20 protein-coding genes and 2 tRNA genes are annotated in these 23725 nt (G+C 56.1%); 14 read left to right on the top strand and 8 right to left on the bottom strand.

Translation table 11 applies throughout. From position 1 onward, the window contains the following. The first annotated feature begins 4 nt into the window (after positions 1–4). The 3 genes from FB556_RS00175 (at position 5) to FB556_RS00165 (ending at position 4118) form a co-directional block, all read left to right on the top strand. Positions 5–799: a creatininase gene (locus tag FB556_RS00175; RefSeq protein WP_141863648.1), complete on the top strand. Its 795-nt coding sequence runs from the start codon at positions 5–7 to the stop codon at positions 797–799. Between the two features lies 1 nt (position 800). Next, positions 801–2585 carry a BCCT family transporter gene (locus tag FB556_RS00170; RefSeq protein WP_211343934.1) on the top strand — a complete coding sequence of 595 codons (1785 nt, stop codon included), beginning with the start codon at positions 801–803 and terminating at the stop codon, positions 2583–2585. Positions 2586–2876: 291 nt separating this feature from the next. Beyond that, positions 2877–4118 (top strand): aminopeptidase P family protein, encoded by a 1242-nt coding sequence (locus tag FB556_RS00165; protein ID WP_141863646.1) that lies wholly within the window; start codon positions 2877–2879, stop codon positions 4116–4118. A 97-nt stretch (positions 4119–4215) separates the two neighbouring features. Here FB556_RS00165 and FB556_RS00160 read toward each other — a convergent pair whose 3' ends face one another. The 5 genes from FB556_RS00160 to FB556_RS00140 all read right to left on the bottom strand — a co-directional run bounded on the left by FB556_RS00160 (position 4216) and on the right by FB556_RS00140 (position 9769). Beyond that, entirely contained in the window at positions 4216–4689 is a 474-nt protein-coding gene (locus FB556_RS00160) for a hypothetical protein (RefSeq protein WP_141863644.1), read from the bottom strand. A 62-nt stretch (positions 4690–4751) separates the two neighbouring features. Next, on the bottom strand, positions 4752–6383 hold the full coding sequence (locus tag FB556_RS00155; RefSeq protein WP_141863642.1) for an ATP-binding cassette domain-containing protein: 1632 nt from the start codon (positions 6381–6383) through the stop codon (positions 4752–4754). Continuing rightward, on the bottom strand, positions 6380–7171 hold the full coding sequence (locus FB556_RS00150; RefSeq protein ID WP_141863640.1) for an ABC transporter permease: 792 nt from the start codon (positions 7169–7171) through the stop codon (positions 6380–6382). The genes FB556_RS00155 and FB556_RS00150 overlap by 4 nt, the downstream gene beginning before the upstream one ends. Continuing rightward, a complete protein-coding gene (locus FB556_RS00145; RefSeq protein ID WP_141863638.1) occupies positions 7168–8109 on the bottom strand; it encodes an ABC transporter permease in 942 nt (313 codons plus the stop codon). The genes FB556_RS00150 and FB556_RS00145 overlap by 4 nt, the downstream gene beginning before the upstream one ends. Before the next feature lie 7 nt (positions 8110–8116). Next, on the bottom strand, positions 8117–9769 hold the full coding sequence (locus FB556_RS00140; protein ID WP_141863636.1) for an ABC transporter substrate-binding protein: 1653 nt from the start codon (positions 9767–9769) through the stop codon (positions 8117–8119). Between the two features lie 207 nt (positions 9770–9976). On the opposite strand from FB556_RS00140, the gene FB556_RS00135 reads away from it, so the two are divergent. The 4 genes from FB556_RS00135 (at position 9977) to trxA (ending at position 12698) form a co-directional block, all read left to right on the top strand. After that, the gene (locus FB556_RS00135) at positions 9977–10255 is read left to right on the top strand and encodes a hypothetical protein (protein ID WP_141863634.1); all 279 of its coding nucleotides are present in this window, start codon (positions 9977–9979) and stop codon (positions 10253–10255) included. Positions 10256–10399: 144 nt separating this feature from the next. Continuing rightward, positions 10400–10804 (top strand): cupin domain-containing protein, encoded by a 405-nt coding sequence (locus FB556_RS00130; RefSeq protein WP_141863632.1) that lies wholly within the window; start codon positions 10400–10402, stop codon positions 10802–10804. Between the two features lie 16 nt (positions 10805–10820). Next, the gene (locus FB556_RS00125; RefSeq protein ID WP_141863630.1) at positions 10821–12164 is read left to right on the top strand and encodes an MFS transporter; all 1344 of its coding nucleotides are present in this window, start codon (positions 10821–10823) and stop codon (positions 12162–12164) included. A gap of 150 nt (positions 12165–12314) precedes the next feature. After that, complete coding sequence (trxA, locus tag FB556_RS00120; protein ID WP_141863629.1) at positions 12315–12698, top strand: thioredoxin; 384 nt, start codon at positions 12315–12317, stop codon at positions 12696–12698. Here the strand turns inward: trxA and FB556_RS00115 are convergent. Next, positions 12695–13678, bottom strand: a complete 984-nt coding sequence (locus FB556_RS00115; RefSeq protein ID WP_141863627.1) for a DNA-3-methyladenine glycosylase family protein — start codon at positions 13676–13678, stop codon at positions 12695–12697. The two genes, trxA and FB556_RS00115, sit on opposite strands and share 4 nt — an antisense overlap. Before the next feature lie 58 nt (positions 13679–13736). Between FB556_RS00115 and FB556_RS00110 the strand changes: the two genes are divergently transcribed. The 5 genes from FB556_RS00110 (at position 13737) to FB556_RS00090 (ending at position 18727) form a co-directional block, all read left to right on the top strand. Further along, a complete protein-coding gene (locus FB556_RS00110) occupies positions 13737–15263 on the top strand; it encodes a pyridoxal-phosphate dependent enzyme (protein WP_141863625.1) in 1527 nt (508 codons plus the stop codon). A 17-nt stretch (positions 15264–15280) separates the two neighbouring features. Continuing rightward, entirely contained in the window at positions 15281–16459 is a 1179-nt protein-coding gene (locus FB556_RS00105; RefSeq protein WP_141863623.1) for a cystathionine gamma-synthase, read from the top strand. Between the two features lie 179 nt (positions 16460–16638). Next, the gene (locus tag FB556_RS00100; RefSeq protein ID WP_141863621.1) at positions 16639–18438 is read left to right on the top strand and encodes a DEAD/DEAH box helicase; all 1800 of its coding nucleotides are present in this window, start codon (positions 16639–16641) and stop codon (positions 18436–18438) included. Between the two features lie 82 nt (positions 18439–18520). After that, positions 18521–18592 (top strand) — tRNA-Thr (locus FB556_RS00095). Positions 18593–18653: 61 nt separating this feature from the next. Continuing rightward, positions 18654–18727 (top strand) — tRNA-Met (locus tag FB556_RS00090). Positions 18728–18916: 189 nt separating this feature from the next. Here FB556_RS00090 and FB556_RS00085 read toward each other — a convergent pair. After that, positions 18917–20173 carry an aminopeptidase P family protein gene (locus tag FB556_RS00085; protein WP_141863619.1) on the bottom strand — a complete coding sequence of 419 codons (1257 nt, stop codon included), beginning with the start codon at positions 20171–20173 and terminating at the stop codon, positions 18917–18919. Positions 20174–20535: 362 nt separating this feature from the next. Here FB556_RS00085 and FB556_RS00080 point away from each other — a divergent pair, with 362 nt between their 5' ends. Next, on the top strand, positions 20536–21234 hold the full coding sequence (locus FB556_RS00080; protein ID WP_141863617.1) for a YczE/YyaS/YitT family protein: 699 nt from the start codon (positions 20536–20538) through the stop codon (positions 21232–21234). A 13-nt stretch (positions 21235–21247) separates the two neighbouring features. Here FB556_RS00080 and FB556_RS00075 read toward each other — a convergent pair whose 3' ends face one another. Beyond that, a complete protein-coding gene (locus FB556_RS00075; RefSeq protein ID WP_141863615.1) occupies positions 21248–22600 on the bottom strand; it encodes a Na+/H+ antiporter family protein in 1353 nt (450 codons plus the stop codon). Between the two features lie 137 nt (positions 22601–22737). Here FB556_RS00075 and FB556_RS00070 point away from each other — a divergent pair, with 137 nt between their 5' ends. Next, positions 22738–23712, top strand: coding sequence for a universal stress protein (locus tag FB556_RS00070; RefSeq protein ID WP_141863613.1), 975 nt, complete (start codon positions 22738–22740; stop codon positions 23710–23712). Positions 23713–23725 lie beyond the last annotated feature (13 nt).

The raw sequence follows: 23725 nt of genomic DNA, 5'->3' as shown, positions 1-23725 counted from the left end.
ACATATGTCTTCAGTCTTTCTGGAAGACCTCGATGCGGATACATTTGCCGAGTATCTCAGTCGAGAAGGATCAACGGTTATTATTCCCACCGGAGCAACCGAACAACACGGTCCCCACATGCCACTTGGTGTCGATGCCATGCTGTCAGCGGCGATCGCTGCATCAGTCGCAGAGAACATTGGAGCTCTCGTCGCACCAGTCTTCGCATACGGATATAAATCCCAGCCCCGTTCAGGTGGAGGCAACCACCGCTTGGGAACTACGAGCCTGAGGGGCGTCACTATGATCAATCTGATCGAGGATGTGGTCTCGTCTTTTCTTGCACAAGGTTTCCAGAATGTCGTCGTGCTCAATGGCCACTTTGAGAATTACCAGTTCGTCTATGAAGGTCTCGACTGCGCAGTGGCACAAGCCCGCAAGGATGGAAATGCAGGACGGGGCATGCTGCTGTCCTACTGGGATTTCGTTGATGAGACGACACTCCAAAGTGTCTTTCCCGATGGTTTCCTCGGTTGGGACATCGAGCACGGTGGAGTACTCGAGACCTCGCTGATGCTGTTGTTATACCCCGACAAAGTCGACATGTCCCGAGTCATGGATCATCCGCCAGCGCAGCTAACGAATTACGATATTTTCCCAGAAGATCCGGGACGCACGCCATCAAGTGGGTGCCTATCGTCGGCAAAAGCTGCTACCGCTGAAAAGGGTCAGCAATTATTTGAAGCTGTCCGCGGAGCGGTTTCTTCGGCTCTCGTTTCCGAACTTCAACTCATGGCTGCCCCACGAAAGGCAAATTGACATGACCAGTGCCAAAACTACGACAAAATCTTCCGAAGTGTCGGTTGAATATGCAGGAGAGCAGCCCGTGGAGTCCGATGAACAGCCCCCGGTTGAAGTGCCCCGGTTCATGGGCCGACAAATCCCACCCCTAGACCGACTGCTCATCATGATTATTCCGCCGGTACTCATAGTTGCCGCGGTTATCTGGGTCATCGTCAACCCAAATGGTGCAGCCGCAGCTATTTCGATGCTGCGGACATTTGTTACCGGTGAATTCACATGGCTATTCATCGTGTACTCGCTGGTTGCACTGATCGTATGTATTTGGGCGGCCTTTAGTAAATTCGGCAAAGTTCGTCTTGGTGGTCCGAAGGCAAAACCTTTGCACGGGCGCTTCGCGTGGTACTCTATGCTCTTTGCGTGCGGGCAGGGCATCGGGCTGATCTTCTGGTCGGTAGCTGAACCCATCATGCTGCGGGATGACAACCCTGTCATCCCTGTTGTGGGAACAGGTGGAGCAGAAGAAGGCGCGATCGTCTGGACGTACTTCCACTGGGGACTGACAGCCTGGGCGATGTACTGCGTCGTGGCGCTCTGCTTGGCATACTCGCATCACAACCTGGGTAAGACGCTAACCTTCCGCGAAGCGACCGTTGATATCCTGCCCAAGAAAGTACAGCGCCCGGCTGGTGTGGTAATCGAACTCTTGGCAATCATCGCCACAGTGCTCGGTTTGGCAACATCATTCGGTTTTGCGGCGATGCAGTTCGGCTCAGGTATTACGTCGTTTACCGGACTCGAGTCAGGACCGGTCATGTGGATGATCGTCATCGGTGCTTTCGCTGCCGTGACGGGCATCTCAGCCTTTGTTGGCATTAACAAAGGTATGGCCCGATTATCTGGACTGAACTCGATTCTGAGTATCATACTTGTTGTAGCGGTGTTCATCTTCGGCCCGACGATTTACATGCTCTCAACCATGACCCAAACTTTTGGTACATTCGGTCAGCATTTCTTGTCGATGAGCTTCTTCACCGACTTCCAGCTTGCCGCAGGGTCGCTCGATACGTGGCAGGATAGCTGGAACGGCTGGTGGACGGTCTTTATCTGGTGCTGGGTTATTGCTTTCTCGCCGTTCGTAGCGGGTTTCGTGGCACGCATTTCCCGTGGGCGGACGATTCGCGAATTCGTCCTCGGTGTGACCGTTGTGCCGTCGCTTATTGTGATGGTCTGGGTCGGCGTCATCGGCGTTGCATCGATCTACTATGACGACCAGTTGGGCCGCTCTATTAGTGAACAGGTCGCAGCTGACACCTCAAGCGGGCTATTCGCGATGCTCGATCAGATCCCGGTGATTGGAACCATCTTGCTTGTCGTTGCGACAGTGCTGGTGGCTACCTACTACATCACCTCGCTGGACGCTGGTACGTATGCGTTAGGTGAGTTCGTGACGGCACCGCGCAAATCCAGTCCGGTCTTCCGTGTCGTGCTGGTCGTGAGTATTGGCACCGTGGCAACTGTCTTATTGTCGATCGGTGGTGAGGCAGTCGTAGACACCGTCCAAACCGGAACCATCATCGGCGCCTTCCCGTTCTCGTTTGTCATCCTGCTCATGATCGCCAACCTGATTAGACGACTACATAAGCGCAATAAGCAGATTCGTCGTATGGAGCGGGCCATCAATGACCCGGATCCAAACCTGGTGCTAATTCCTGACCCCGACGGTGAGGGTTTCGTGGAGTCACCTGATGACGCCACTACTGTCTCCTCACGTCCGCCAGGATCCGGTGATAACTTGTCCTAACCTTTGGGGGCAGGCAAAACGGGTGTCTTCCCTCACGGGAAGCGCCCGTTTTGGCGTGTTCTGATGCCGTCAGGCGACCTCATGGCAAGGTTTGAAAGATTTTCCAAAACCCTCTTGACAGTGAGGATACTCACACATATCCTGGATGCAACGGCGTTGCACTGATCGCAACTTGATCGGTTGCCGGTTTCCATATCAGAGCGGCGGGATTCAGCCCGCGAGGCTCAAAACCTATTCACCACTATGGTTCAGCACCAAGCACACGGGCTGAGGATTTTCAAGGAGAACCACATGGCTAATGTCACGAATGTCAGCGAACTAGAGCGTCTGAAGACCCTCCATAATGGAGAAAAGCAGCCGCTGACTTTCTCGGACGCCGAATTTGAGCGTCGTTTGACTGGTCTGCGCTCAATCATGGCCGAAAAAGAACTCGACGCAGTGATCTTGACGAGCTATCAGAGCATCAAGTACTACTCGGACTTCCTCTTCACATACTTCGGTCGCTCCTACGCGTTGGTTGTGACAGCACAGGAATCCATTTCGGTGACTGCCAACATTGATGCCGGCATGCCATGGCGAACCAGCTACGGTGACAACATCGTCTACACCGACTGGCGCCGCGACAACTTCTACTACGGCCTACAGGAAGCCCTTGCCCGCCAGGGCATCAGCGCTAAGCGCATCGGCGTCGAAGACGACACTGTGACCACGATGCAGCGCAGGGCACTCCAGGACACCTTCCCATCCGCCCAGCTGTTGGATATTTCCCAGGCAGCGATGCGTCAGCGCATGATCAAATCCGCCGAAGAAATTGAGGTCATCAAGCACGGTGCCCGCATCGGTGACATCGGCGGTGAGGCAATCAAGGCCGCGATCCGCGAAGGTATTACCGAATACGAAGTCGCACTGATCGGTGTCGAAGCAATGACCCACGAAATTGCCAAGACCTTCCCAGACCAAGAGGTACGTGACACCTGGGTATGGTTCCAGTCGGGTATCAACACCGACGGTGCACATAACTGGGCAACCACTCGCAAACTGCAGCGCGGCGATCTGCTGTCCCTGAACTGCTTCCCAATGACATCGGGCTATTACACCGCTCTCGAACGGACATTGACCCTGGGACAACCGGACGCTCGTACGTTAGAGCTGTGGAAAGCAAATGTGGAAGTTCACGAAGCCGGTCTCGAACTCATCAAGCCCGGTGCAGTCTGTAAAGACATCGCACATGAACTGAATGAAATCTTCATCGGACACGGTCTGTTGTCGAACCGCACCTTCGGATACGGCCACTCCTTCGGGGTGCTGTCGCACTACTACGGACGCGAAGCAGGCCTAGAACTGCGCGAAGACATCGATACAGTGCTAGAACCTGGCATGGTCGTGTCGATAGAACCGATGATCACGGTCATGGAAGGCGAGCCGGGCGCCGGTGGCTACCGCGAACACGACATCCTCGTGGTCGGAGAAGATGGTGCAGAAAACATCACTAAGTTCCCATACGGCCCAGAACATAACATTATCGACGCGTAGTAAAAGCTGGCTCTGAAACCACCCAGAGCATGCTGCGTAAGAGAAGCCTCGGACAGCTCAGCTGTCCGAGGCTTCAAGCGTCTATGTGATGAAGTGGTTAGAGCTCCGTGTAGTCGGTACGAAGCGCGGTAGCCAAAGCTTCAAGATCTCGCGAGGCGGGGTGCGCGAGCTCCAGATCGCTCCCAGCGACCTCGGTGATATCCACGACGAACCACGTGGCATCATGTACCATCGGCAACGCACCGTCTTGGGCTGTGGCCATCCTGTCCTGAATCTCCTCGATGACGACTTCATTATCTGAATAAGCCATGACAATGCTTTCGGCGCACCGTCGGCCGCTCAGCAGTCCATGCTCTTCGCCGGCGTCGAAAGCATAATCTCCACTAGTGTCTTCTGGGCACTCCAGGTGACGATCAACAGCTTCGAATAATTCATCCACACTCTTGAAGTTGACTGGTTCGACCTCGCCAACCTCATCAGACATCCCGCACCCCGTCACCGCGAGCATCGCGGTGAGACCCCAGAGGGCCGGAGCGGGGAGTCGTGCCGTGTCGAAGTCGGGTGTAGCCATATCTATGACCCTAACGATCCGGGTGATATGCGTCACGATCTGGTTGGCGAGGGTTCGTGAGGTTATGAAGCGCGGTTGATACCCCACGTAGGCGCTGCAGCCATGAGTTCTTGAGTATAGGTGTGCCGTGGATGATTCAGGATCTGTTCGGCGATCCCAGTTTCGACAAGTTGACCGTTCGTCATGACCGCGATCGTGTCGGACATGTGCTCCACGACCGCGAGATCGTGGGTGATAAAGAGATAACTCGTTGCTGTTTCCAGTTGGATGCGATCCAAGAGGTCCAAGACAGTGGCCTGAACTGAAACATCCAAGGCTGATACCGGCTCGTCCAGGATCAGGATATCCGGTTCTGGAGCTAACGCGCGAGCGATCGCGAGGCGTTGTCGCTGTCCACCAGACAGTTCTCGGGGATACCGACTCAGCACAGAGCTGTCTAGCTCTACCGTTTCCAGCAGTTCTTCGGCCCGTTTGCGATACTGGCGTGCTCTTGAAGTCGTGCCCTGAGATAGAGCGTTGATCAGGATCTGAGATACCGAATAGCGTGGGTCGAAGGACGCAAGCGGATCCTGATAAATGGCTCCGATTCGGTCGCGGAGGGCGCGACGTTCAATTTCTTTAGCCGGCGTGAATTGCTCACCGAAGATATGCACCGTACCGGTGTCTGGCGCGGTCAAGCCCAGGATCATGCGAGCGGTTGTGGTCTTCCCGGATCCGGACTCACCGACCAAACCCAGCGTGGCGCCTTTGCCAATGGACAACGAGACGTCGTCGACCGCAACGTGATCACCGAAGGTTTTCGATAACCCCGTGACCTCAACTGCAAGTTCATCGGTGGCCTTGCGTGATGCTTCTGACCGGGGGAGACCCGCCTGTGGCGTGGCACCCTGGGATACCTCACGGGCCAACGGAACAAATCGCGGAACCCCCGCCGGGACCGCAGCGAGCAATTGCTTGGTGTAATCATGGGATGGACGTTCGAGGATCTGATCAGTTAACCCCGCCTCGACGATCTCGCCGTGACGCATCACGATAATCTCGTCAGCTACTTGAGCGATTTGTGCCAGGTCATGCGAGATGATCGCCAGTGCGATGCCTTGAGTGGTGAGCTCGTGCAGTTGATCCAACACCAGTCGTGTCAGCCGAGTATCGAGCGCGGTGGTTGCTTCGTCCGCGACCACCACAGCCGGATTGCCAATCATGGCCTGGGCGATCAGTGCACGCTGACGCATGCCCCCCGAGAGTTGTGGACTGCGTTGATCAGCGCGCACCGTGGGGTTAGGCATTTCGACACGGCGCAGCGCCTCGACCGCGGCATGTTTCCGTGCTTTCCGCGCTAAGGGCAGCGCATCGGCGATCTCCCGGTGAATCGGACGCAGCGGATCCAGACTATTCAGCGCATCTTGCAAGATCATCGCCACCTTGCCACCGCGCAGCTCGCGCCACTGAGCATCCGGCAGCTTTCTGGCATCCGTGCCCAGAATATTGAGGACATCGGCGGTCACCTGCCCTCCTGCGAGACCTAACAGCGCGCGAGCGGTCACCGATTTTCCTGAACCAGACTCACCCACAATACCTAAGGCCTTGCCTGGTGTGAGCTTGAACGAGACGTTCTTGACCGCTTCGATCACAGACTTGCCATGCCCGGGAAACGACACCGAGAGGTTCTTGACTTCAACAGCTGCCTGGCTCATGTGCTCCTCCGCGTAACCGACCGCCCTAACAGAGTCGCCCCGGCGGCAACGGTGACAATCGCAAGCCCAGGAAACACCGTCATCCACCAGGCAAAATGTAAATATGTGCGGCCGGACGCCAGCATCGCACCCCACTCGGGTGCCGGAGGCGGCGTTCCCAACCCGAGAAATGACAGCGCAGAGGCCCAAATGACCGCCTGGCCAATACCCAACGTGACCAGCGCTAACAGGGTCGTAAGCGTATTCGGGACCAGATGGTTGCGGACTTTGCGCCAGGTGGAGTGTCCAAGGACCGTGGCGGCGTCGAACATCTCAGAGTTCACCAAGGTGCGCAGATGGGTACGAATCAGCCGAGCATAGCCCGGGGCAGTGGATAGCCCTACGGCGATAATCGCGGGGGTGGTCCCGGGCCCGGTAAATGCGATGATGATCAACGCCATCAATAAAGTAGGAATCGCATACAGCACTTCAAGTCCGCGCAGAATCACCGAGTCAATCCAGCGTGGCGCGAACGCCGTGATAATGCCCAGGACGACGGCGATGCCCATACCCAATCCGGTGGCCGCAAGACCAATGGTCAACGAATCGGCCGTGCCGTGGACGACACGGGTGTAAATATCGCGGCCGGATTCATCGGTGCCAAAAGGGTGGCGTAACGACGGGGATTCGAATGCTTCGGCCGGATGCACGGCTAGGGGGCTGCCTGGTGCCAGCAACGATGGAAACAGGGCAGCGACGGCGATGAGGGCCACGAACACGCCGGCAAGGAACTTCCCGGTGCGGGTCACTGGTCATCACCTCGTGCCGCTGCAGGATTAATGAACGCTTCGATCGTCTCGACCACCAGCATCACCACCATATAGATCAGTGCTGAGAACAGCGCGATGCCGGTGACCATGGGCATATCCCGAGACAATACTGCTCCAAGAAGCGAGCGCCCCAGGCCGGGGCGTGCAAAGACTTCTTCAACGACGACGGCCCCCGAGATCGAAGCCGCGACCGCCCAACCGGTGAGATTGAGTGCAGGTAGGGCTGCGTGTCGGAAACCGTGGCGGAAGAAGACCTGACCTTCGGAGGCTCCGCGGGCACGGGCCGCTAATGCGAACGGCGAGTTCATCGCGGTCAATAAACTGTCGCGCATCAATTGTGCAAGGAAACCCGACAGTGGGATGGCCAGGGTAACGGCGGGCAGAATGATGCCCTGCACAGTGCCGGTATCCACGGCTGGCAACCAACCCAGCCAGGTCGAAAAGATAATGATCAGCATCGCGCCCAACCAGAAGTGGGGGATGGCAGCGGCGATAACTTCGATAATGGTGCCCATCGCCTGACCAATGCGAGAGCTGCGCGCGGCAATGGCGGCCATGACAAACGCGATCAACCAGGCGATGACTAATGCAATGAGCGTCAGTTGCAACGTTGCCGGCAGCATTTCGGCCATGACTTGCGCAACCGGGCGGTGCTGGGCGTAAGAGGTCCCCAGATCACCGGTCGCGAGTTTCCCCAGGTAGAGCCCGTATTGCACCAAGATGGGCTCGTTGAGATGGTACTGCTCGCGGGCGGCTTCTAAGGCTTCGGCCGAAGCCTGGGAGCCGGGTCCTCCCATGATGGCTTCGGCTGGATCACCCGGGATGAACCGGATGGCGATGAAGATGACGGTGGCCACAAGCCACAGCAAAATAGCTGCGGCTCCTACCCGGCGGGCCAACCACGTGATGATGTGCATGAACTACTTACTGGGTGAGCCAGACGTTGTAGTACTCAGGTGCAGCGATGGCCGAAGCCTCACCCATGCCTTGGACATCAGCGGTGTAGAGGAAATGGTTCTGCTGGTCATACAGCGGCAGTACGTAGAAGTCTTCTAACACCATTTGCTGTGCTTGTTCGTAGAGGTCAGCGCGTTCGGCGCCGTCGGGTGTTTCTTCGGCTTGGATTAGGATCTCATCCAGCTCTGGGATATCGACCTGGGCGTTATTTGCGAAATAACCGGATGGTGCTGGCTCAATCGACGATGAGTGGTACAAAATGCGCAGCACAGACGGGCCAACTTTGGTGTACGGGGCCGAAACCAGGTTGTAGTTATGCTCAGCTAGTGCGGCATACCAACTGGACAAATCCAACAGATTGATCTGCATGTCAAAACCGACTTCGGAGGCCTGGGCTTGGAACTGCTCAAACAGTGACTGTTCGGCCGGTACCGACTGGTTGGTCGAGACCGGCATGACGATCTCTAAGCGCTCGCCGTCTTTCATCCGAACATCGTCGTCGTCGCGGTCGGTCCAACCGGCTTCATCGAGCAGGTCGTTGGCCTCGTCGACGTCGCGGTAAAACAGCGCATCATCGGAATAGCCCAGCGACTCGACCGAGGATAACAAGGAGTGCGAACGCGGGGCGGTGTCGAAGAATAGAGCCTGGATGCCGCCGTCAACATCCACCGCACGAATGAAAGCTTCACGCACCAGCTGGTCATCAAATGGTGCCTGCGAGGAGTTCAGCTCGATGCGGTTTGACGCGCCCGGGCGTGGGGAATCCAAGTGACCAATGTTGGCATTATCAGCAGACTGGATGGTGTCTGGTTGGGCGTTGTCGATGATATGAACTTCACCGGATTGCAGCGCAGCGTAGCGGGTGGCAGCCTCGGGGATCAGACGCCAAGTAATGCCGTCCAGGTAGGCCAGGTCGTTTTCACGCTCTGGGTCTTCAACCGGCAGGACATAGTCTTCGTTGCGCACCAGGTTGATTTGTTGTTCGCGGTCCCAGGAATCGACCTGGAAAGGACCGGTGCCAATCGGAGCTTCACAGTTTTCTTGGACGTCGCGAGCCAGCGCGTCGGGAGACTGAATCGCGGTCCAGTGCATAGACAGGGATTCTTCCAGCGCGTTATCTGGTGCCGACAGGTGCAACTCCGCGGTCAGGTCGTCGACGAGTTCGACTTCTTCAACCTTCTGCACCGCCAGGAAGCCGGTGGAGGATGCGGTGTCCGGGTCTTGGAGGTGTTCAATATTGGCTTTGATCGCCTCGGAGGTCAGTGGGGTGCCATCGTGGAACGTGATGCCATCGGTCAGGGTAATGGTGTGGGTGAGACCGTCTTCGGAGACTTCCGAGCTCTCAGCCAGCCACGGGACGGTTTCGCCATCCTCATTCTTGGTGAATAAAGTCTCGAGATACTGGGTTGAGATCAAACCCTGCGGGTAGTTTCCGCCGTAGTGGGGATCTAAACAGTCAGGTTCGGCGTCGCCAGAGGCATAGATCAATGTCCCGCCGGACTGGGGGTCACCGGCTGCTTCGTCTTGGGTGGAGCCGCTATCGCCACAGCCGGCCAGCGCGAGCCCGCCGATGGCGGCGGTTGCCAAGATCTTCAATTGTGAGGATGAGAATTTTGCCATGGCCACAACTTTACGGCTAGCAGCCCGGGTGCTCCGGGTAAAAGGTCACATACGACGATTCCGTTCGGTACCAACGAAATCTCCTCACTCCCAGCGTATTATCAGCGCACCCTGAGGCAACTTTAGGCCACGGACTCTTGTCAGTAGCAGACCCGATACGTAGCGTCGAAAATAGCCTGATCCACCAAACAATCCAAGGAGGACATCGTGGCATCTGAAAGCAACACGACCACCGATCATGACGAGATTCGCAAATGGGCAGAAGCCCACAGCGGTAAACCCGCTGTGGTGCGCGGAACCGATTCGTCAAACACCAGCGGTATTCTGCGGATTGACTTCCCTGGAGGTGCCGGAGAAGACGAGCTGGAACACATCGAGTGGGATGACTGGTTCGAAAGATTCGATCAAGAGAATCTAGCTTTCCTTTACCAGCAGCAAAAAGCCGATGGCAGTCACAGTACGTTCTTCAAACTGGTGTCGCGCTAAGTCTGAGCCCCAATAGTTTGGACCTGCAGCCACCCTTCGGGGTGGCTGCAGTGCTGTTTACGCCCGTTGCAGTTGTCCGTACATGAGCACAGAATGCGTCATTGATTGCTGGCGTTACTTCTAGACGGTCGTTAGGATCCGAATATGACTGAACACATTGATCATGGACCACATCCGTACGTCGTCAACATTGAAGAAGCCACACTGACCAATGAAAACTTCCGGACTACTTTGTGGACCGGGGAGAAAATGCAGCTCACCGTGATGACCATCCCGGTTGGTGGAGATGTCGGACTGGAAGTACACGACGACACCGATCAGTTTCTCCGCCTCGAGCAGGGCCATGGTCGCGTCCAGATGGGTCCGTCGAAAAATGAGTTGACGTTCGACGAGGAGGTCTCAGACGACTGGGTTATCCTCGTCCCCAAGGGCCAGTGGCACAATATCACCAACATTGGGGATGAACCCATGAAAATCTATAGCCTCTATGCTCCGCCACATCACGCGCACGGCACCATTCATCAGACGCAGGCAGACCAGGACCACTAGAGTTTCACCGTCCACCATGAGTGTCACTGAGCGAGTCTATTCGGCGCTGGTACGCCGCACCCTTGAAACCGAAGACCAGATGACGGCGGAAAGCCGCAGCAACCTGGCGCCGAACGGGCTTCGTCTCGTGCTGGCCAATTCATTGCAGTCATCGGGCGACCAGGTAGTGAATGCGTCGACCATTCTACCCTGGCTGTTTGCCGCACTGGGCGTACCCCCGGCGCTCACGGGTGTGCTTGTACCCATTCGGGAATCCGGGTCTATGCTGCCCCAAGCATTTCTCACGCCCTTAGTGTTGCGCGTGCGATACCGCAAGTGGGTTTTTGTGACCGGTGCTATTGTACAGGCGGCCGCGGTCGCCGTAATGGCTGCCACCGCAGCCCTCAGCGAGGGCATGATCGCCGGGCTCCTGATCGTGGCAGCGCTGGCGATCTTCGCGCTGGGGCGTTGTCTGTGTTCGATCTCGTCCAAAGACGTTCAAGGCCGCACCATTCCTAAAGGAGAACGCGGACAACTCAACGGCCTAGCTACGACTGCCGCCGGACTCGTCGCGATCACCCTGGGACTCGCAATCCGCTGGTTCGGAAGCAACGACTTACCGGCCGAGGAACTGTTTTGGCTGCTCGTCCTAGGTGTGGTCCTGTGGGTAGGGGTTGCGGTTGTATATATCGGTATCCGGGAGCCTGCTGATGAGATAGCACCACAGCCGGTCGATACTGCTGATGAGACCCAATCTGGGCAAACCACCAACTGGTTTACTCAGATGATCACCCTGTTGAGAGATGACAAACCGTTTCGAAACTTTGTTACAGTTCGCAGCCTTTTACTGGTGTCATCGTTGAGCCCACCGTTTATCGTGACGCTCTCGGTACATTCCGGAGCCTCAAGTCTGACCGGACTGGGCGGGTTCATCATCGCCTCTGGGCTTGCGGCACTCATTGGCGGTCGTCTGTTTGGACGTTTTGCAGACCGTTCCAGTAAGAAACTCATGAGCATAGGAGCCGGTGTCGCATCAGCTATTATCATCGTCACCGTTATCTTGACAGCACTCCCGGCTTTTACCGCTGATAGCTGGCTCGGCAACCTATTGTTCGTGATTGCCTACTTCGCGGTAACGCTGATGCACACCGGGGTTCGCATCGGGAGAAAAACGTACATCGTCGATATGGCCCGGGGCGATCAGCGGACGGTTTATGTGGCCGTCTCCAACTCCGTGCTAGGCATCGTTTTGCTGATAGTTGGTGGACTCAGTTCACTGCTGGCGCTGATCAATATCATCTGGGCGCTGCTCTTTCTAGCAGTCATGGGGCTCATCGGAGTCGTCGCCGGAAGCCGGCTGCCGGAGGTCTCTCAGGGCTAGCTGCAGGTAGCATTACTGAATCGCACTAGCCGCTAGGAGATATCTGTCCTCGGCGACAGAACGAAGCGTTTCGTCAGTGTTCGCGTTCGACGGATGGTCATCTGTGGATTCACGCTAGGCACGATATGGCTCCACTAGTAGGCTGGCCGCATGGCAACAAAAGATCTCACCCAAGAAACGTTCCAAGAAACTATCGAAAACAACGACATCGTCCTGGTGGACTGGTGGGCCGATTGGTGTGGTCCCTGCAAGATGTTCGCACCGGTCTATGATGAAGTCTCTGCAAAACACGACGACATTGTCTTTGGCAAAATCGACACCGAAGATCAGCAGCAGCTCGCCGCAGCAGCCGGCATTTCTTCGATCCCGACACTAATGGCCTTCCGGGAAAACGTGCTGGTTTTCTCCCAGCCCGGCGCGATCAACGCCCAGCAGCTTGACCACCTGATCGAACAGGTTCGCGGACTGGATATGGCAGAAGTCCACAAACAGGTCGAAGAAGCTCGCGCCAAAGCCGAGCAAAACAACAACTAACGATCCCGAAAATCGGTTGCCGCCATGCGCGGCCCGTAACGCGAAAAGCGGATCCCCGAGGCATAAATCAGCCTGACAATACGCTGCCGATGACCGGCCCAGGGCTCAAGGAGCTCTAACATGCCGGCATCATCGGTGCGTTTTCCGGTCAGCGCTTCGCCGACGTGGTGGGCAATGTGAAAGTCACCCACCGCCACGTAATCGGCTGCCCCGTGGGTCCGCTGCAGTGTTTCTGCCACCGTCCACGGTCCGATACCCGGCAGCGAATTCAATCCTGTACTAATTCGTTCCAAGGGCTTATCAGCCAACCGGTTGATTGCGCTCGCGCGGGACGCCACGGTTTTCAACGTGCGCACCATAAACGGCTGCACCCAACCTGCATGCCACTGCCAGGGGGCAATATCCATGATGGTCTCGGGACGCGGTGCCAACTTCGGCGCAGGATCGCCCGCGGGGGAAGGGTTGCCATGGGTTTCGGCCAACCAGCTCCAGGTCGCACGAGCCTGTTGCTGGGTAACTTTTTGTTCTAACACCACGGTAAACAGCTCATCGAGGAGCTGACCGGTCGCTATCAACCGCATTCCCGGATGACGACGCCGTGCTTCCACCACGCGTTCCGGCAACAGATCAGCAGTCTGTGCCAACAATTCATCGAATGCAGCCCAGCCCGCTAGGGCATCATTATCGATCCCCAGCAGTAGTGGCATGCGTTGCACGGTTCTCTGAATGGCGTCGTCGTCACCATTGGCCCATACGTGATATCGGATAGGACCAGGGTGCAGCGCTGAGGCCGGGTGAACAATCGCGATGGTCACCGGGCCGGTGGCGACCGGCTGGAACGAAAGCCAGCTGACCCCATCCACGGTAGCTGCAGTAGGGTCGCCCTTGCCACGAACCAGCGGTGCCATATTGGCGGCTACATCGACTGCGACACCAGGGTGCAAAACATCAGAATAGTCGGGCTTGCGCACAAAGTTCATGGCGTTTTATAACCTCCTGACACACCGTGAAACCACCGAAGCAGGTAGCGTGGTGACTATGAGCCAAAATCAGCCTACGTCAGCGACACCTCAGTACGCAGAAACCATTCTGGACCTCATTGGCAATACGCCGTTGGTCAAACTCAACTCGATCGGATCGGATCTGAAACCAACGATCCTGGTCAAATGCGAATTCCTCAACCCCGGCGGATCCATCAAAGACCGCATTGCCCTGAAGATGATTGAGCGGGCAGAAGCCGAAGGCAAACTCTCCAAGGGCGGAACCGTGGTTGAACCCACCTCCGGTAACACCGGTGTCGGTCTGGCCATGGTGGCACAACAAAAAGGCTACCGGTCCGTCTTCGTCACGCCAAGCAAAGTAGCCCAAGAAAAACGCGATGTGCTCAAAGCCTACGGCGCTGACGTTGTCGTATCGGAAACCGCGGTGGCACCGGACTCATCCAACTCGTACTACGGAATCACGAATCAGCTAGAAGAATCCATCGACGGCGCCTATCAGCCCAACCAGTTCTTCAACGCTGCTGCTCCGGAATCACACTATGAAACCACCGGACCAGAAATCTGGAACGACACCGCAGGCCAGGTGACCCACGTGGTCATTGGTGCGGGCACCGGCGGGACGATGACCGGCACCGGACGCTACCTCAAAGAGGTCTCGACCGACCGCGCATCCGGTCCGGTTAAAGTGGTCGTCGCTGATCCATCCGGTTCCGTGTATTCCGGCGGTTCAGGCCGACCGTACTTCGTCGAAGGTGTCGGCGAAGATATGTGGCCGGGCAACTACGATCCACAGGTGCCAGACTCGATCCACGAGATCACGGATGCCGAAGCATTCCATTACACCCGCCGTCTGGCTGCTGAAGAAGGCATTCTGGCCGGGGGATCTTCGGGGATGGCGCTTGCAGCTGCGCTGAAAGAAGCCAAAAAGCTGACCGAAGACGACCTGATGGTCGTGATCCTGCCGGATTCGGGTCGCGGATATCTGGGCAAAGTCTTCTCGGAAACCTGGATGCAGGAACATGGTTTTGACACCAACGCACCACAACCTGTCGCGCCAGAACGCATTGGCACCGCATACCGCGATGGCACCGATCCGATAGCCCCACAGGAAGCGACAACCACCGTTGAGGTTGCCGGGCTGGAAACCCAGATCGGGGAGCTACTGGATGCCAAAACCCAATGGCTGCCGGGTTCACTGCCGGAGGTCGTCATCGCAGAAATCGACGCACCGGTTACCGACGCGATCTCGACGATGAACCGCTACGGCATCGACGCTATCCCGGTGGTCGGCGGGGTCCAAGAGCACTACCGCATCGGTGAGCTGCGTGGAGCGGTCACCGTGAAGGACCTGATGAACCAGCTGGTTCTCGGCAAGATCACCGCCCAGACGCCGCTGTCAGAAACTGAACTGGTAGAGCTCCCCATGGTCGGATACATGACGCCCGTGGCCGAAGTGAAAACCATTCTAGATTCGGCTCCAGCTGCGCTGGTGACACGCGATGGCAACATCGCCGGCATCGTCAGCGCGCACGACATTCTGATGCACCTCATTGACAACGCATAACCCAGGAGCATATTTTTATGACGTTCATTGATAAACACACCTCCGGGTTCAACACCCGGGCCGTGCACGCCGGTCAGGAACTCGACCCGGTCTACGGCGCTGTTGTTCCGCCGATCCATTTGTCATCGACCTACGCACCCGAGGCCATCGGCAAACTGCGCAAAGGCTACGACTATGGACGTGGCACCAACCCGACCCGCGACGCACTCCAAACCCAAATTGCTGGACTCGAAACCGGCAATGCGGACACCGGGTATGCCTACACCTTCTCATCCGGGCTAGCTTCGGAAACCGCGTTACTCATGGCCACCTGCAAACCCGGCGATAGGGTAGTCGTTGGCAACGATGTCTACGGCGGCACCTACCGTCTGCTCGACAAAGTGCTTGGCCCCTGGCAGTTAGAACACCAAGTCGTCGACATGTCGAACCTGGATCAAGTACGCGAGGCCTTGGTCTCGGCGAAAGCTCGGATCCTGTGGGTTGAAACGCCGACCAACCCGCTGATGAAAATCGCCGACATCGCAGCCCTAGCGGAACTGGCCAAAGAGTTCGACACCCTGCTGGTTGTGGATAACACGTTTGCGACGCCGTATCTGCAGCTGCCCCTGAAACTCGGTGCCGACGTTGTCGTACACTCGACCACCAAATACATGGGTGGCCACTCCGACACGATCGGTGGGGCACTGGTAACCGAGAATGCAGAGCTGGCCGAGGCGATCAAGTTCCAGCAATACGCTGCTGGTGCATCGAATTCTCCGTTGGACTCGTACCTGGTCACCCGCGGGCTGAAGACCCTGGGTGTGCGCATGGATCGTCACGTTGCCAATGCCACCGCGGTTGCACAGTGGCTCACCGAACAACCTGGGGTGGAAAAAGTTCACTACCCCGGCTTAGAAGATCACCCTGGTCATGAGATCGCTAAGCAGCAGATGTCTGGCTTCGGCGGCATGGTCTCCGTACAGTTCAAAGCCGGTGTGGAAGCAACCCGCAAGGTGGCCGAGTCCACGCACGTTTTCCGTTTGGCAGAATCTCTTGGTGGCGTAGAATCGCTGCTGAACTATCCAACCGCTATGACGCACGCCTCAGTTGAGGGCACCGAGTTGGCGGTTCCTGGTAATTTGATCCGGCTTTCTGTCGGTATTGAAGATATTGACGACCTGATCGGAGACCTCGAACAGGCCCTTCAAGGTCTCTAGAGGCGACCTCGATTATTGAAAACGCCGGATCTGGCTTAGACTAGAACAGTTCAGCCAGATCCGGCTTCTTCCTTTTCGTCTTCAACTCCAGTCACTGGGACTGTTGAGTGGACCGTAGCGTGCATTGCAAGGAATACATCCGGATCCTTACATCACCTTACGAAATCTAGGAAGTCTTTTTGACCGAACAATCTTCGCTGCCCGAAACTGAAATTACTTTTGAATCGCTCAACCTCGCCGACCCGATCACCAAAGCGTTGGAAGGTCTCGGCTATGAAAAGCCCTCGCCAATTCAGGCGCGTACCATCCCGCTGCTATTAGAAGGCCGCGACGTCGTGGGTCTGGCCCAGACCGGTACTGGTAAAACCGCAGCTTTCGCACTGCCTGTCCTGTCCAAATTGGCCGAGGTCGACGAACGCCACGACAGCCCCCAGGTCCTGGTGCTGGCACCAACCCGTGAACTCGCGCTGCAGGTCGCTGAGGCATTTACCTCTTATGCCGCCCACATCCCAACCGTTTCAGTAGTGCCCGTCTATGGTGGCTCCTCGTATGGTCCACAACTGGCCGGGCTACGTCGCGGGGCAACTATCGTCGTGGGTACTCCAGGGCGCGTCATCGACCACCTGGAACGCGGGTCATTGGATCTGTCCGATCTGAAATATCTGGTGCTCGATGAGGCCGACGAAATGTTGCGTATGGGCTTCGCCGAAGACGTCGACCGCATCCTGTCTGAAGCGCCCGACGGCAAGCAGACCGCATTGTTCTCGGCGACCATGCCACGCGCGATTCAGCGCATCACCGGTGACTACCTCAACAATCCTGAACAGGTCGAGGTCGCAGGTCAGTCCAAACCTGCTCAGAACATCCGTCAGCGGTATTTACAGGTCGCTCAGCCATGGAAGCTTGAAGCTATGACTCGCCTGTTGGAAACCGAAGAGACCGACGGCATTATCACCTTCGTGCGTACCCGAAATATGGTCGAGGAGCTCACCTCAAAACTTATCGCTCGCGGCTTTGCTGCGGCCGCCATCTCCGGTGATATTCCGCAGAACCTGCGCGAAAAAACCGTGAACGATTTGCGCGCCGGCCGCATCGACATCCTCGTTGCTACCGATGTTGCCGCCCGCGGTCTCGATGTCGAACGTATCAGCCACGTCATCAACTATGACATCCCACACGACACGGCCTCGTACGTGCACCGTATTGGCCGTACCGGCCGCGCCGGGCGTCAGGGCGATGCCATCTTGTTGATGACCCCGCGGGAACGCTACTTGCTGCGCTCGATTGAAAAAGCCACCAAACAATCGGTGGAAGAAATGCAGTTGCCGTCGCTGGACGAAGTCAACGCGTCACGTCGTGCAGCCTTTGCAGAAGAAATTACCAAGACCATTGCGTCACAGGTAGAATCTGACGAATTCTCGGTGTACCGAGACCTGGTTGCCAACTACATCGAAGAACACAATGTGGCAGCCGTCGATATTGCTGCTGCGCTAGCGATGATGGCCCAAGACGGTCGCCCACTGGAAGCTGCAGAACCAGACCTGCCACCGATGAATATGCGTGGACGTCGCAAGGAACAGCAATCAGGTGAACGTTCCAGCCGTCCGAAGCGCCCAAGTAAGGAAGGTCAAGCGACCTATTGGATCGCCGTAGGACACAAAGACCGGGTCGGTCCTGGCAACATTGTGGGTGCCATCGCGAACGAAGCCAATATCGACACTTCCGATATCGGTGACATCCAGATCCGCCCGACCTTCTCACTGGTGGAACTGCCTGAGAAATTATCTCATCAGCAGGAAGAGGCCCTCAAGAATGCCGTGGTCGGTGGACGCAAGTTGAATCTGCGTCTTGACCGCGGTGCGCCGAAGTCCTTTGATTCTCGTGGTTCGCGCGGTGGCGGTTTTGATGGGGCACAGCGAGGTCAAAAGAAAAAACAACGCTGGTCCAAAACCAAGAAACGGTCCGACTTTAACAGCTAAAACCAACGCACCGTGACGTTTGCCATAAACGAGCATATCGATTTTGCCTTTTGATCATTTGTTGGTAAAGTCTTATCTCGTTGCCCCGATAGCTCAGGGGTAGAGCGCCATCTTGGTAAGATGGAGGTCCCGGGTTCAAATCCCGGTCGGGGCTCTGATAAAAATAGCCTGCGTGCTCCGCAGGCTATTTTTATCCGGAGTCAGATATCTGACGTGGCTGTGTAGCTCAGTTGGTGAGAGCGCACGACTCATAATCGTGAGGTCGGCGGTTCAAATCCGCCCACAGCTACAGTAAAACTCCCCTGCAATTGCGGGGGAGTTTTTTGTTCCCAACTATTTCCCAGTCACATAATTCGTACCGTGTGCGCACTGCGGGACGCCCCAGGTCACGTGCAGTCCACGGTCCTCACCAGTCCTGAAGAAGGTATAGGTGGGGAAACGTACTTCCCCACCCATACCGCATAGCATCTCGGTATGACTATGAGTCGATGATGTTATGTTCCGGGCCGACTTCAAAATCGGTCAGGTTTTTGTGCCCATCTTCCGTGAGCACGAGGATATCGTGTTCACGGTACGCGCCAGCGCCCGGCAAATTATTTGGAATGGTCAACATCGGTTCCATCGAAACCACCATGTTTGGTTTCAGTTCTGTTTCGATGTCTTCACGGAACTCCATCGCGGCTTCGCGACCGTAATAGGGGCTCATGACACCAAACGAGTGACCATAACCGATCGGGGCGTATTTCAGCAGGTCATGTTTTTCGAAGAACCGGTTGAGTTCAGCTGCAATATCCTGGGCAACGGCGCCAGGCTTGATAAGTTCTTTTCCGAGTTCAAAGGCCTCAACGTTAATCTTCCATAATTCCAGGCTGCGTTTGTCTGGCTGACCTAAGAACATGGTGCGTTCCATAGCGGTGTAGTGGCCTGACATCATCGGGAAGCAGTTGATCGATAAGATGTCACCTTTTTGCAGTTTGCGGGTAGTCGGCCAGTTGTGTGCACCATCAGTGTTGATACCGGCCTGCACGAGGCACCAGGTTTCGCGGAGTTCTCGTGAGGGATAGGACTTGGCGATCTCGGGCACCATCGCTTCGGTACCAATCAAGGCCAATTCGTATTCGGTGATGCCTTCCGTAATTGCATTTTTAATCGCCCGACCGCCAATATCAGCGATTCGTGCACCCTCGCTGATCAGGTGAATCTCTTCCTCTGATTTGACCACGCGCTGATTCATCAGATCCGTAGCTACGTTGACAAGCTCAACGCCGTCGAACCAATCGTGGAGGCGGTGGTATTCCTCAACGGTGAGGCCATCGTGTTCGATCCCCAACCGGCGCGGTTTGATGTTGCGTTCATCCAGCGTGTGCTGGATGGCGCGGAAAAAGTTTTGTGCATCCCAATCCGAGTAGACGATATTGTCACCGTACGTAGTGCGCCAAGGCATGCCGCCATCAACCCAGGGGGTGATGGTAATGGAATCTTCAGGGGTGATGATGATGCCGAAAAGCCGACCGAAGGGGGAAGGAACGAAATCAGAGAAGTACTTGATATTGTGCATGCTGGTGAGTACCAGCGCCTCCACATCATCAGCCGCCATCACTTTTCGAGCGTTAGCCAGCCGGCGATCGAATTCCGCTGGTGAGAACGTCAGCTCCTGCTGATCACCGTTGTGCTGCGTAAAAACATGCGGGACCGTACTGTGGTCGGTTTTGTGAGGTTTGATCGGGCTAGTCATTAAGCGATGCTCCACTTCAACTCTGGGGTCATATTCTGTGCCTTATCGTTCGACCCCATCCTATGCACCGGTTAAAAGCGACTTCAAGATAAGACCCGCTGTGATCCTTGTACGCGCCCGGTGTAAGTGTTCAGCGTCATACGTTCCCAGCCATCTTGCCGCAGCCAAACCAGCCAGAAGACCTAGTCAGTGCTACATGGCCAGTGTTTGCGGATTGCGCCATTACAATGACTCGAGGGACAAACCTGCGCTGATACAACGGATAAGGGTTGGAGTCAGCGTGCACAACAACAGAAGACGGTGAATGATATCTGCCCGGGACTGAACGTGGTGAGGATTCAAGGACACGGCACACCAGGACTGTGGAGAACTCAACGAACTATTGGTGGCCTACCTATGGTCCGGGGTCGTCACGAGTGATGCGCCACATTAATCGAAGCCTTGTCTTTCTTGTCGGAGTGTTCTTGATCGCGATGGGTATTGCCATCTCTGTCCGGGCAGATCTCGGAACAGCGCCGATTGCTTCGTTGCCCACAGTGCTATCTTTTGCAACTCCCGTCAGCGTGGGGACCTACGTCATGACGCTGAACTTGTTATTCGTCGGGTTGCAAGCGCTCGTACTGCGTCGCAGGTTCAAGTTATTCCAGCTCATCCAGATACCTGTCACTGTTGCCTTTGGGCTGCTCGTTGATTTGTGTATGCACCTGACGTCCTGGCTTAATCCGTCGAGTTATCTTGAACAGTGGGCCTGGATTACCGTCAGTGTGGTGAGTCTGGCTCTGGGGGTGTTTATTGAGGTGCAACCGCGTCTGACATACCTGCCTGGTGATGGGATTGTTTTTGCGATCTACACGGTTTTGCAAAATATCCCCTACGGAACCGTCAAAATCGTGGTCGATACGATCATGGTGACCTTAGCAGTGATCGCGTCCTGGGTGCTGCTCGATGGGCTGTATGGCGTACGCGAAGGTACGCTCTTTTCAGCCCTCACCGTGGGGCTCGTGATCCGCGTGATCAGTCGGATAGCTGAGCAGGTTCGAAAGCCACGCACCGAGAATTAGGACTGGTCGATGCTTAGAGGACCATCGCAGCAACCCAACCAGAAGCGGTCAGCGGGATGTTGTAGTGAATGAAGGTCGGAATGACAGTATCTCGCATGTGGTCGTGTTGGCCATCGGCTGCTAATCCTGCGGTGGAGCCCAGTGTGGAGTCGGAAGCGGGGGAGCCAGCATCGCCCAGGGCGCCAGCCGCACCAACGAGTGCCACGGTAGCTGCCATCGAGAAATCGAGTGAGATACACAATGGGACGTAAATCGCGGCGATAATTGGCAGGGTCGAAAATGATGAGCCGATGCCCATGGTCACAATCAGCCCAACCACGAGCATGGCCAGTGCTGCCATGGCCTTGTTTCCACCGAAGAATTCTTGGACGACGGCGACCAGTGGTTCGATCTGATTCGATTCGTTGATCACTGCGGCAAAGCCTTGCGCCGAGATCATGACAAATCCGATCAGCGCCATCATGCGCATACCTGAGGTGAAGACGTCGTCGGCCTTATTCCATTCGACAACACCGGACAGCAGGAAGATGCCGAGACCGACCAGTGACCCCAAAAGCAGGCCATCGGCTTCAGAACCGCTGAACTGCACAATGAGCTGGATGGCAAAGGTAACCACGATAGCTACGATCGACATGATGAGGTTATAGCGGGTCGGCGTTGGTTGAACAATTGTGCCGCCTGCCAGCGGGCGTTCTTCGTATTGGCGTGGTTTGCGGTAGCTAATAAATACGGCGATGAGTAACCCGGCGACCATGCCCAGAGCGGGGATGGCCATGACTTGCACAATGTTGATCCCCGAGGTGTCCAAGCCCGCACGTTCGATGTTGCTCAGCAGAATATCTTCCAAAAAGATTTTACCGAAGCCCACCGGTAACAGCATGTAAGTGGTCACCAGACCAAAGGTCAGAACGCAGGCGACGAGTCGACGATCCAGGTTCAACCGATTGAATACGGTCAACAGCGGTGGTATGAGCAATGGGATGAACGCAATATGAACGGGTATGAGGTTCTGCGACATGATGGACATCGCCAGGATCCCACCGATGACCAGGTAGGTGGTTATCGTGATAACTTTTTCAGAGGCTCCGTCGGCATTCGCATCTAACTTGCGAATTAACGCATCGGCTAAAGCTTTGGGCAAACCGGAAGCAGCAACTGCCATCGCGAACGCCCCGAGGAGGGCATAGGATAGGGCGATTTTGGCCCCGTCGCCAAGACCTGATTCGAAGGCCAGCATCGTGCCTTCTAGTCCCATGCCGGCCATGAGGCCGCCAGCAAGGGCACCGATAAAGAGGGCGATAACTACGTGAACCCTCAACAGTGCTAGTAGAAGCATGACGGCCACGGAAATAACTACAGCATTCACGAACGATAAGCATAGACCATAGGGTGCCTCCGCACCGAGCCCACCTTTGACATTCATCGCCGGAAGAACCGTTCGTTGGCCTCTCGTTGCTACTCAGCAGCCTATTATGTTTCAGGGGAGCTTGCTAAAGTGGTGATATGAGACACATCGCAGAGCATCCAGCAACAGGTACTGTCGTCGTTGGTGTGGACGGATCAGAAAACAGCGAACGAGCATTCGACGTTGCCGTTGAAATTGCCCAGAAATTTGGTTACGGCTTGCGAGTCATTGCGGCTTACACCGAACCAGGATACGAGTATCTTCCAGAGAACACCCAAGGCCTGGCTCAAGAAAATGCCCAGGCGGTTATTAATGACTTGGTAGCTACCGTCGATGATTCCGAGCTTGGCATCAGCGGCACCACGATCGAAAGTGATGCAGCCGGTGCACTCATCAAGGCTTCCCAAGACGCGGTGCTCGTGGTGGTGGGCAAGCGTGGACGCAGCCGGTTTGCTGGTCGCTTTTTGGGGAGCGTTTCGGCCTCGGTTGCTTCGCATGCTAAATGCCCGACCTTGGTTATTCCAGAAAAACGCCACTCCGGTGAGCACTTGGAAACGCAATTTGCACGGTTATCGGGCAGTCCAGAATTGTCGGAGTTCGGAGTCCTATCATCCCAGGATGATGGTGACCCTACTAACTTTAGTGGAACCGTTGTCGTGGGCGTCGACCTGGATGCCTACCCGGTGGAATTGTCATTGCATGCAGCAAAACATGCCCAAGTGTTAGGCAAATCTCTGACGTTGGTTACGGCCCAACCTTTCACTGGCAGCATGTGGATGCCTGTCTCACCAATTTATCAAGCAGAGGTGCCAGACCTGCGCAAAGATGTCGCCAAGCGCCTGGCAAAGGTTGCCGAACAGGTTGCCGAACAAAGCTCCGTTGAGGTGCATTGGCGTTTCTTTGATGCTTCACCTGCAGATGCATTAGCAGAGGCGTCGCGCACCGCCGACATGGCAGTCGTGGGTACACGCGGTCGTGGTGGATTTGCCGGTTTGCTCTTGGGGTCCGTGAGCCAGGCGGTGTTGAACCGTGCTGTCACGCCCGTGCTCGTGGTGCCAACCGCAATCGACTAATGTGCAACACAAG

It is taken from the genome of Enteractinococcus coprophilus, assembly GCF_006716305.1.
GTDB lineage: Bacteria > Actinomycetota > Actinomycetes > Actinomycetales > Micrococcaceae > Yaniella > Yaniella coprophila.
This window is presented reverse-complemented; position numbering and strand designations above follow the sequence as displayed.

Excerpts from the sequence above, each read along its gene's own strand:
- FB556_RS00175 (WP_141863648.1), top strand. The coding sequence starts at position 5 with ATGTCTTCAGTCTTTCTGGAAGACCTCGATGCGGATACATTTGCCGAG.
- FB556_RS00130 (WP_141863632.1), top strand. The coding sequence starts at position 10,400 with ATGACTGAACACATTGATCATGGACCACATCCGTACGTCGTCAACATT.
- FB556_RS00115 (WP_141863627.1), bottom strand. The coding sequence starts at position 13,678 with ATGAACTTTGTGCGCAAGCCCGACTATTCTGATGTTTTGCACCCTGGT.
- FB556_RS00165 (WP_141863646.1), top strand. The coding sequence starts at position 2,877 with ATGGCTAATGTCACGAATGTCAGCGAACTAGAGCGTCTGAAGACCCTC.
- FB556_RS00105 (WP_141863623.1), top strand. The coding sequence starts at position 15,281 with ATGACGTTCATTGATAAACACACCTCCGGGTTCAACACCCGGGCCGTG.
- FB556_RS00170 (WP_211343934.1), top strand. The coding sequence starts at position 801 with ATGACCAGTGCCAAAACTACGACAAAATCTTCCGAAGTGTCGGTTGAA.
- FB556_RS00125 (WP_141863630.1), top strand. The coding sequence starts at position 10,821 with ATGAGTGTCACTGAGCGAGTCTATTCGGCGCTGGTACGCCGCACCCTT.
- FB556_RS00085 (WP_141863619.1), bottom strand. The coding sequence starts at position 20,173 with ATGACTAGCCCGATCAAACCTCACAAAACCGACCACAGTACGGTCCCG.
- FB556_RS00160 (WP_141863644.1), bottom strand. The coding sequence starts at position 4,689 with ATGGCTACACCCGACTTCGACACGGCACGACTCCCCGCTCCGGCCCTC.
- trxA (WP_141863629.1), top strand. The coding sequence starts at position 12,315 with ATGGCAACAAAAGATCTCACCCAAGAAACGTTCCAAGAAACTATCGAA.
- FB556_RS00145 (WP_141863638.1), bottom strand. The coding sequence starts at position 8,109 with ATGCACATCATCACGTGGTTGGCCCGCCGGGTAGGAGCCGCAGCTATT.
- FB556_RS00155 (WP_141863642.1), bottom strand. The coding sequence starts at position 6,383 with ATGAGCCAGGCAGCTGTTGAAGTCAAGAACCTCTCGGTGTCGTTTCCC.
- FB556_RS00070 (WP_141863613.1), top strand. The coding sequence starts at position 22,738 with ATGAGACACATCGCAGAGCATCCAGCAACAGGTACTGTCGTCGTTGGT.
- FB556_RS00140 (WP_141863636.1), bottom strand. The coding sequence starts at position 9,769 with ATGGCAAAATTCTCATCCTCACAATTGAAGATCTTGGCAACCGCCGCC.
- FB556_RS00110 (WP_141863625.1), top strand. The coding sequence starts at position 13,737 with ATGAGCCAAAATCAGCCTACGTCAGCGACACCTCAGTACGCAGAAACC.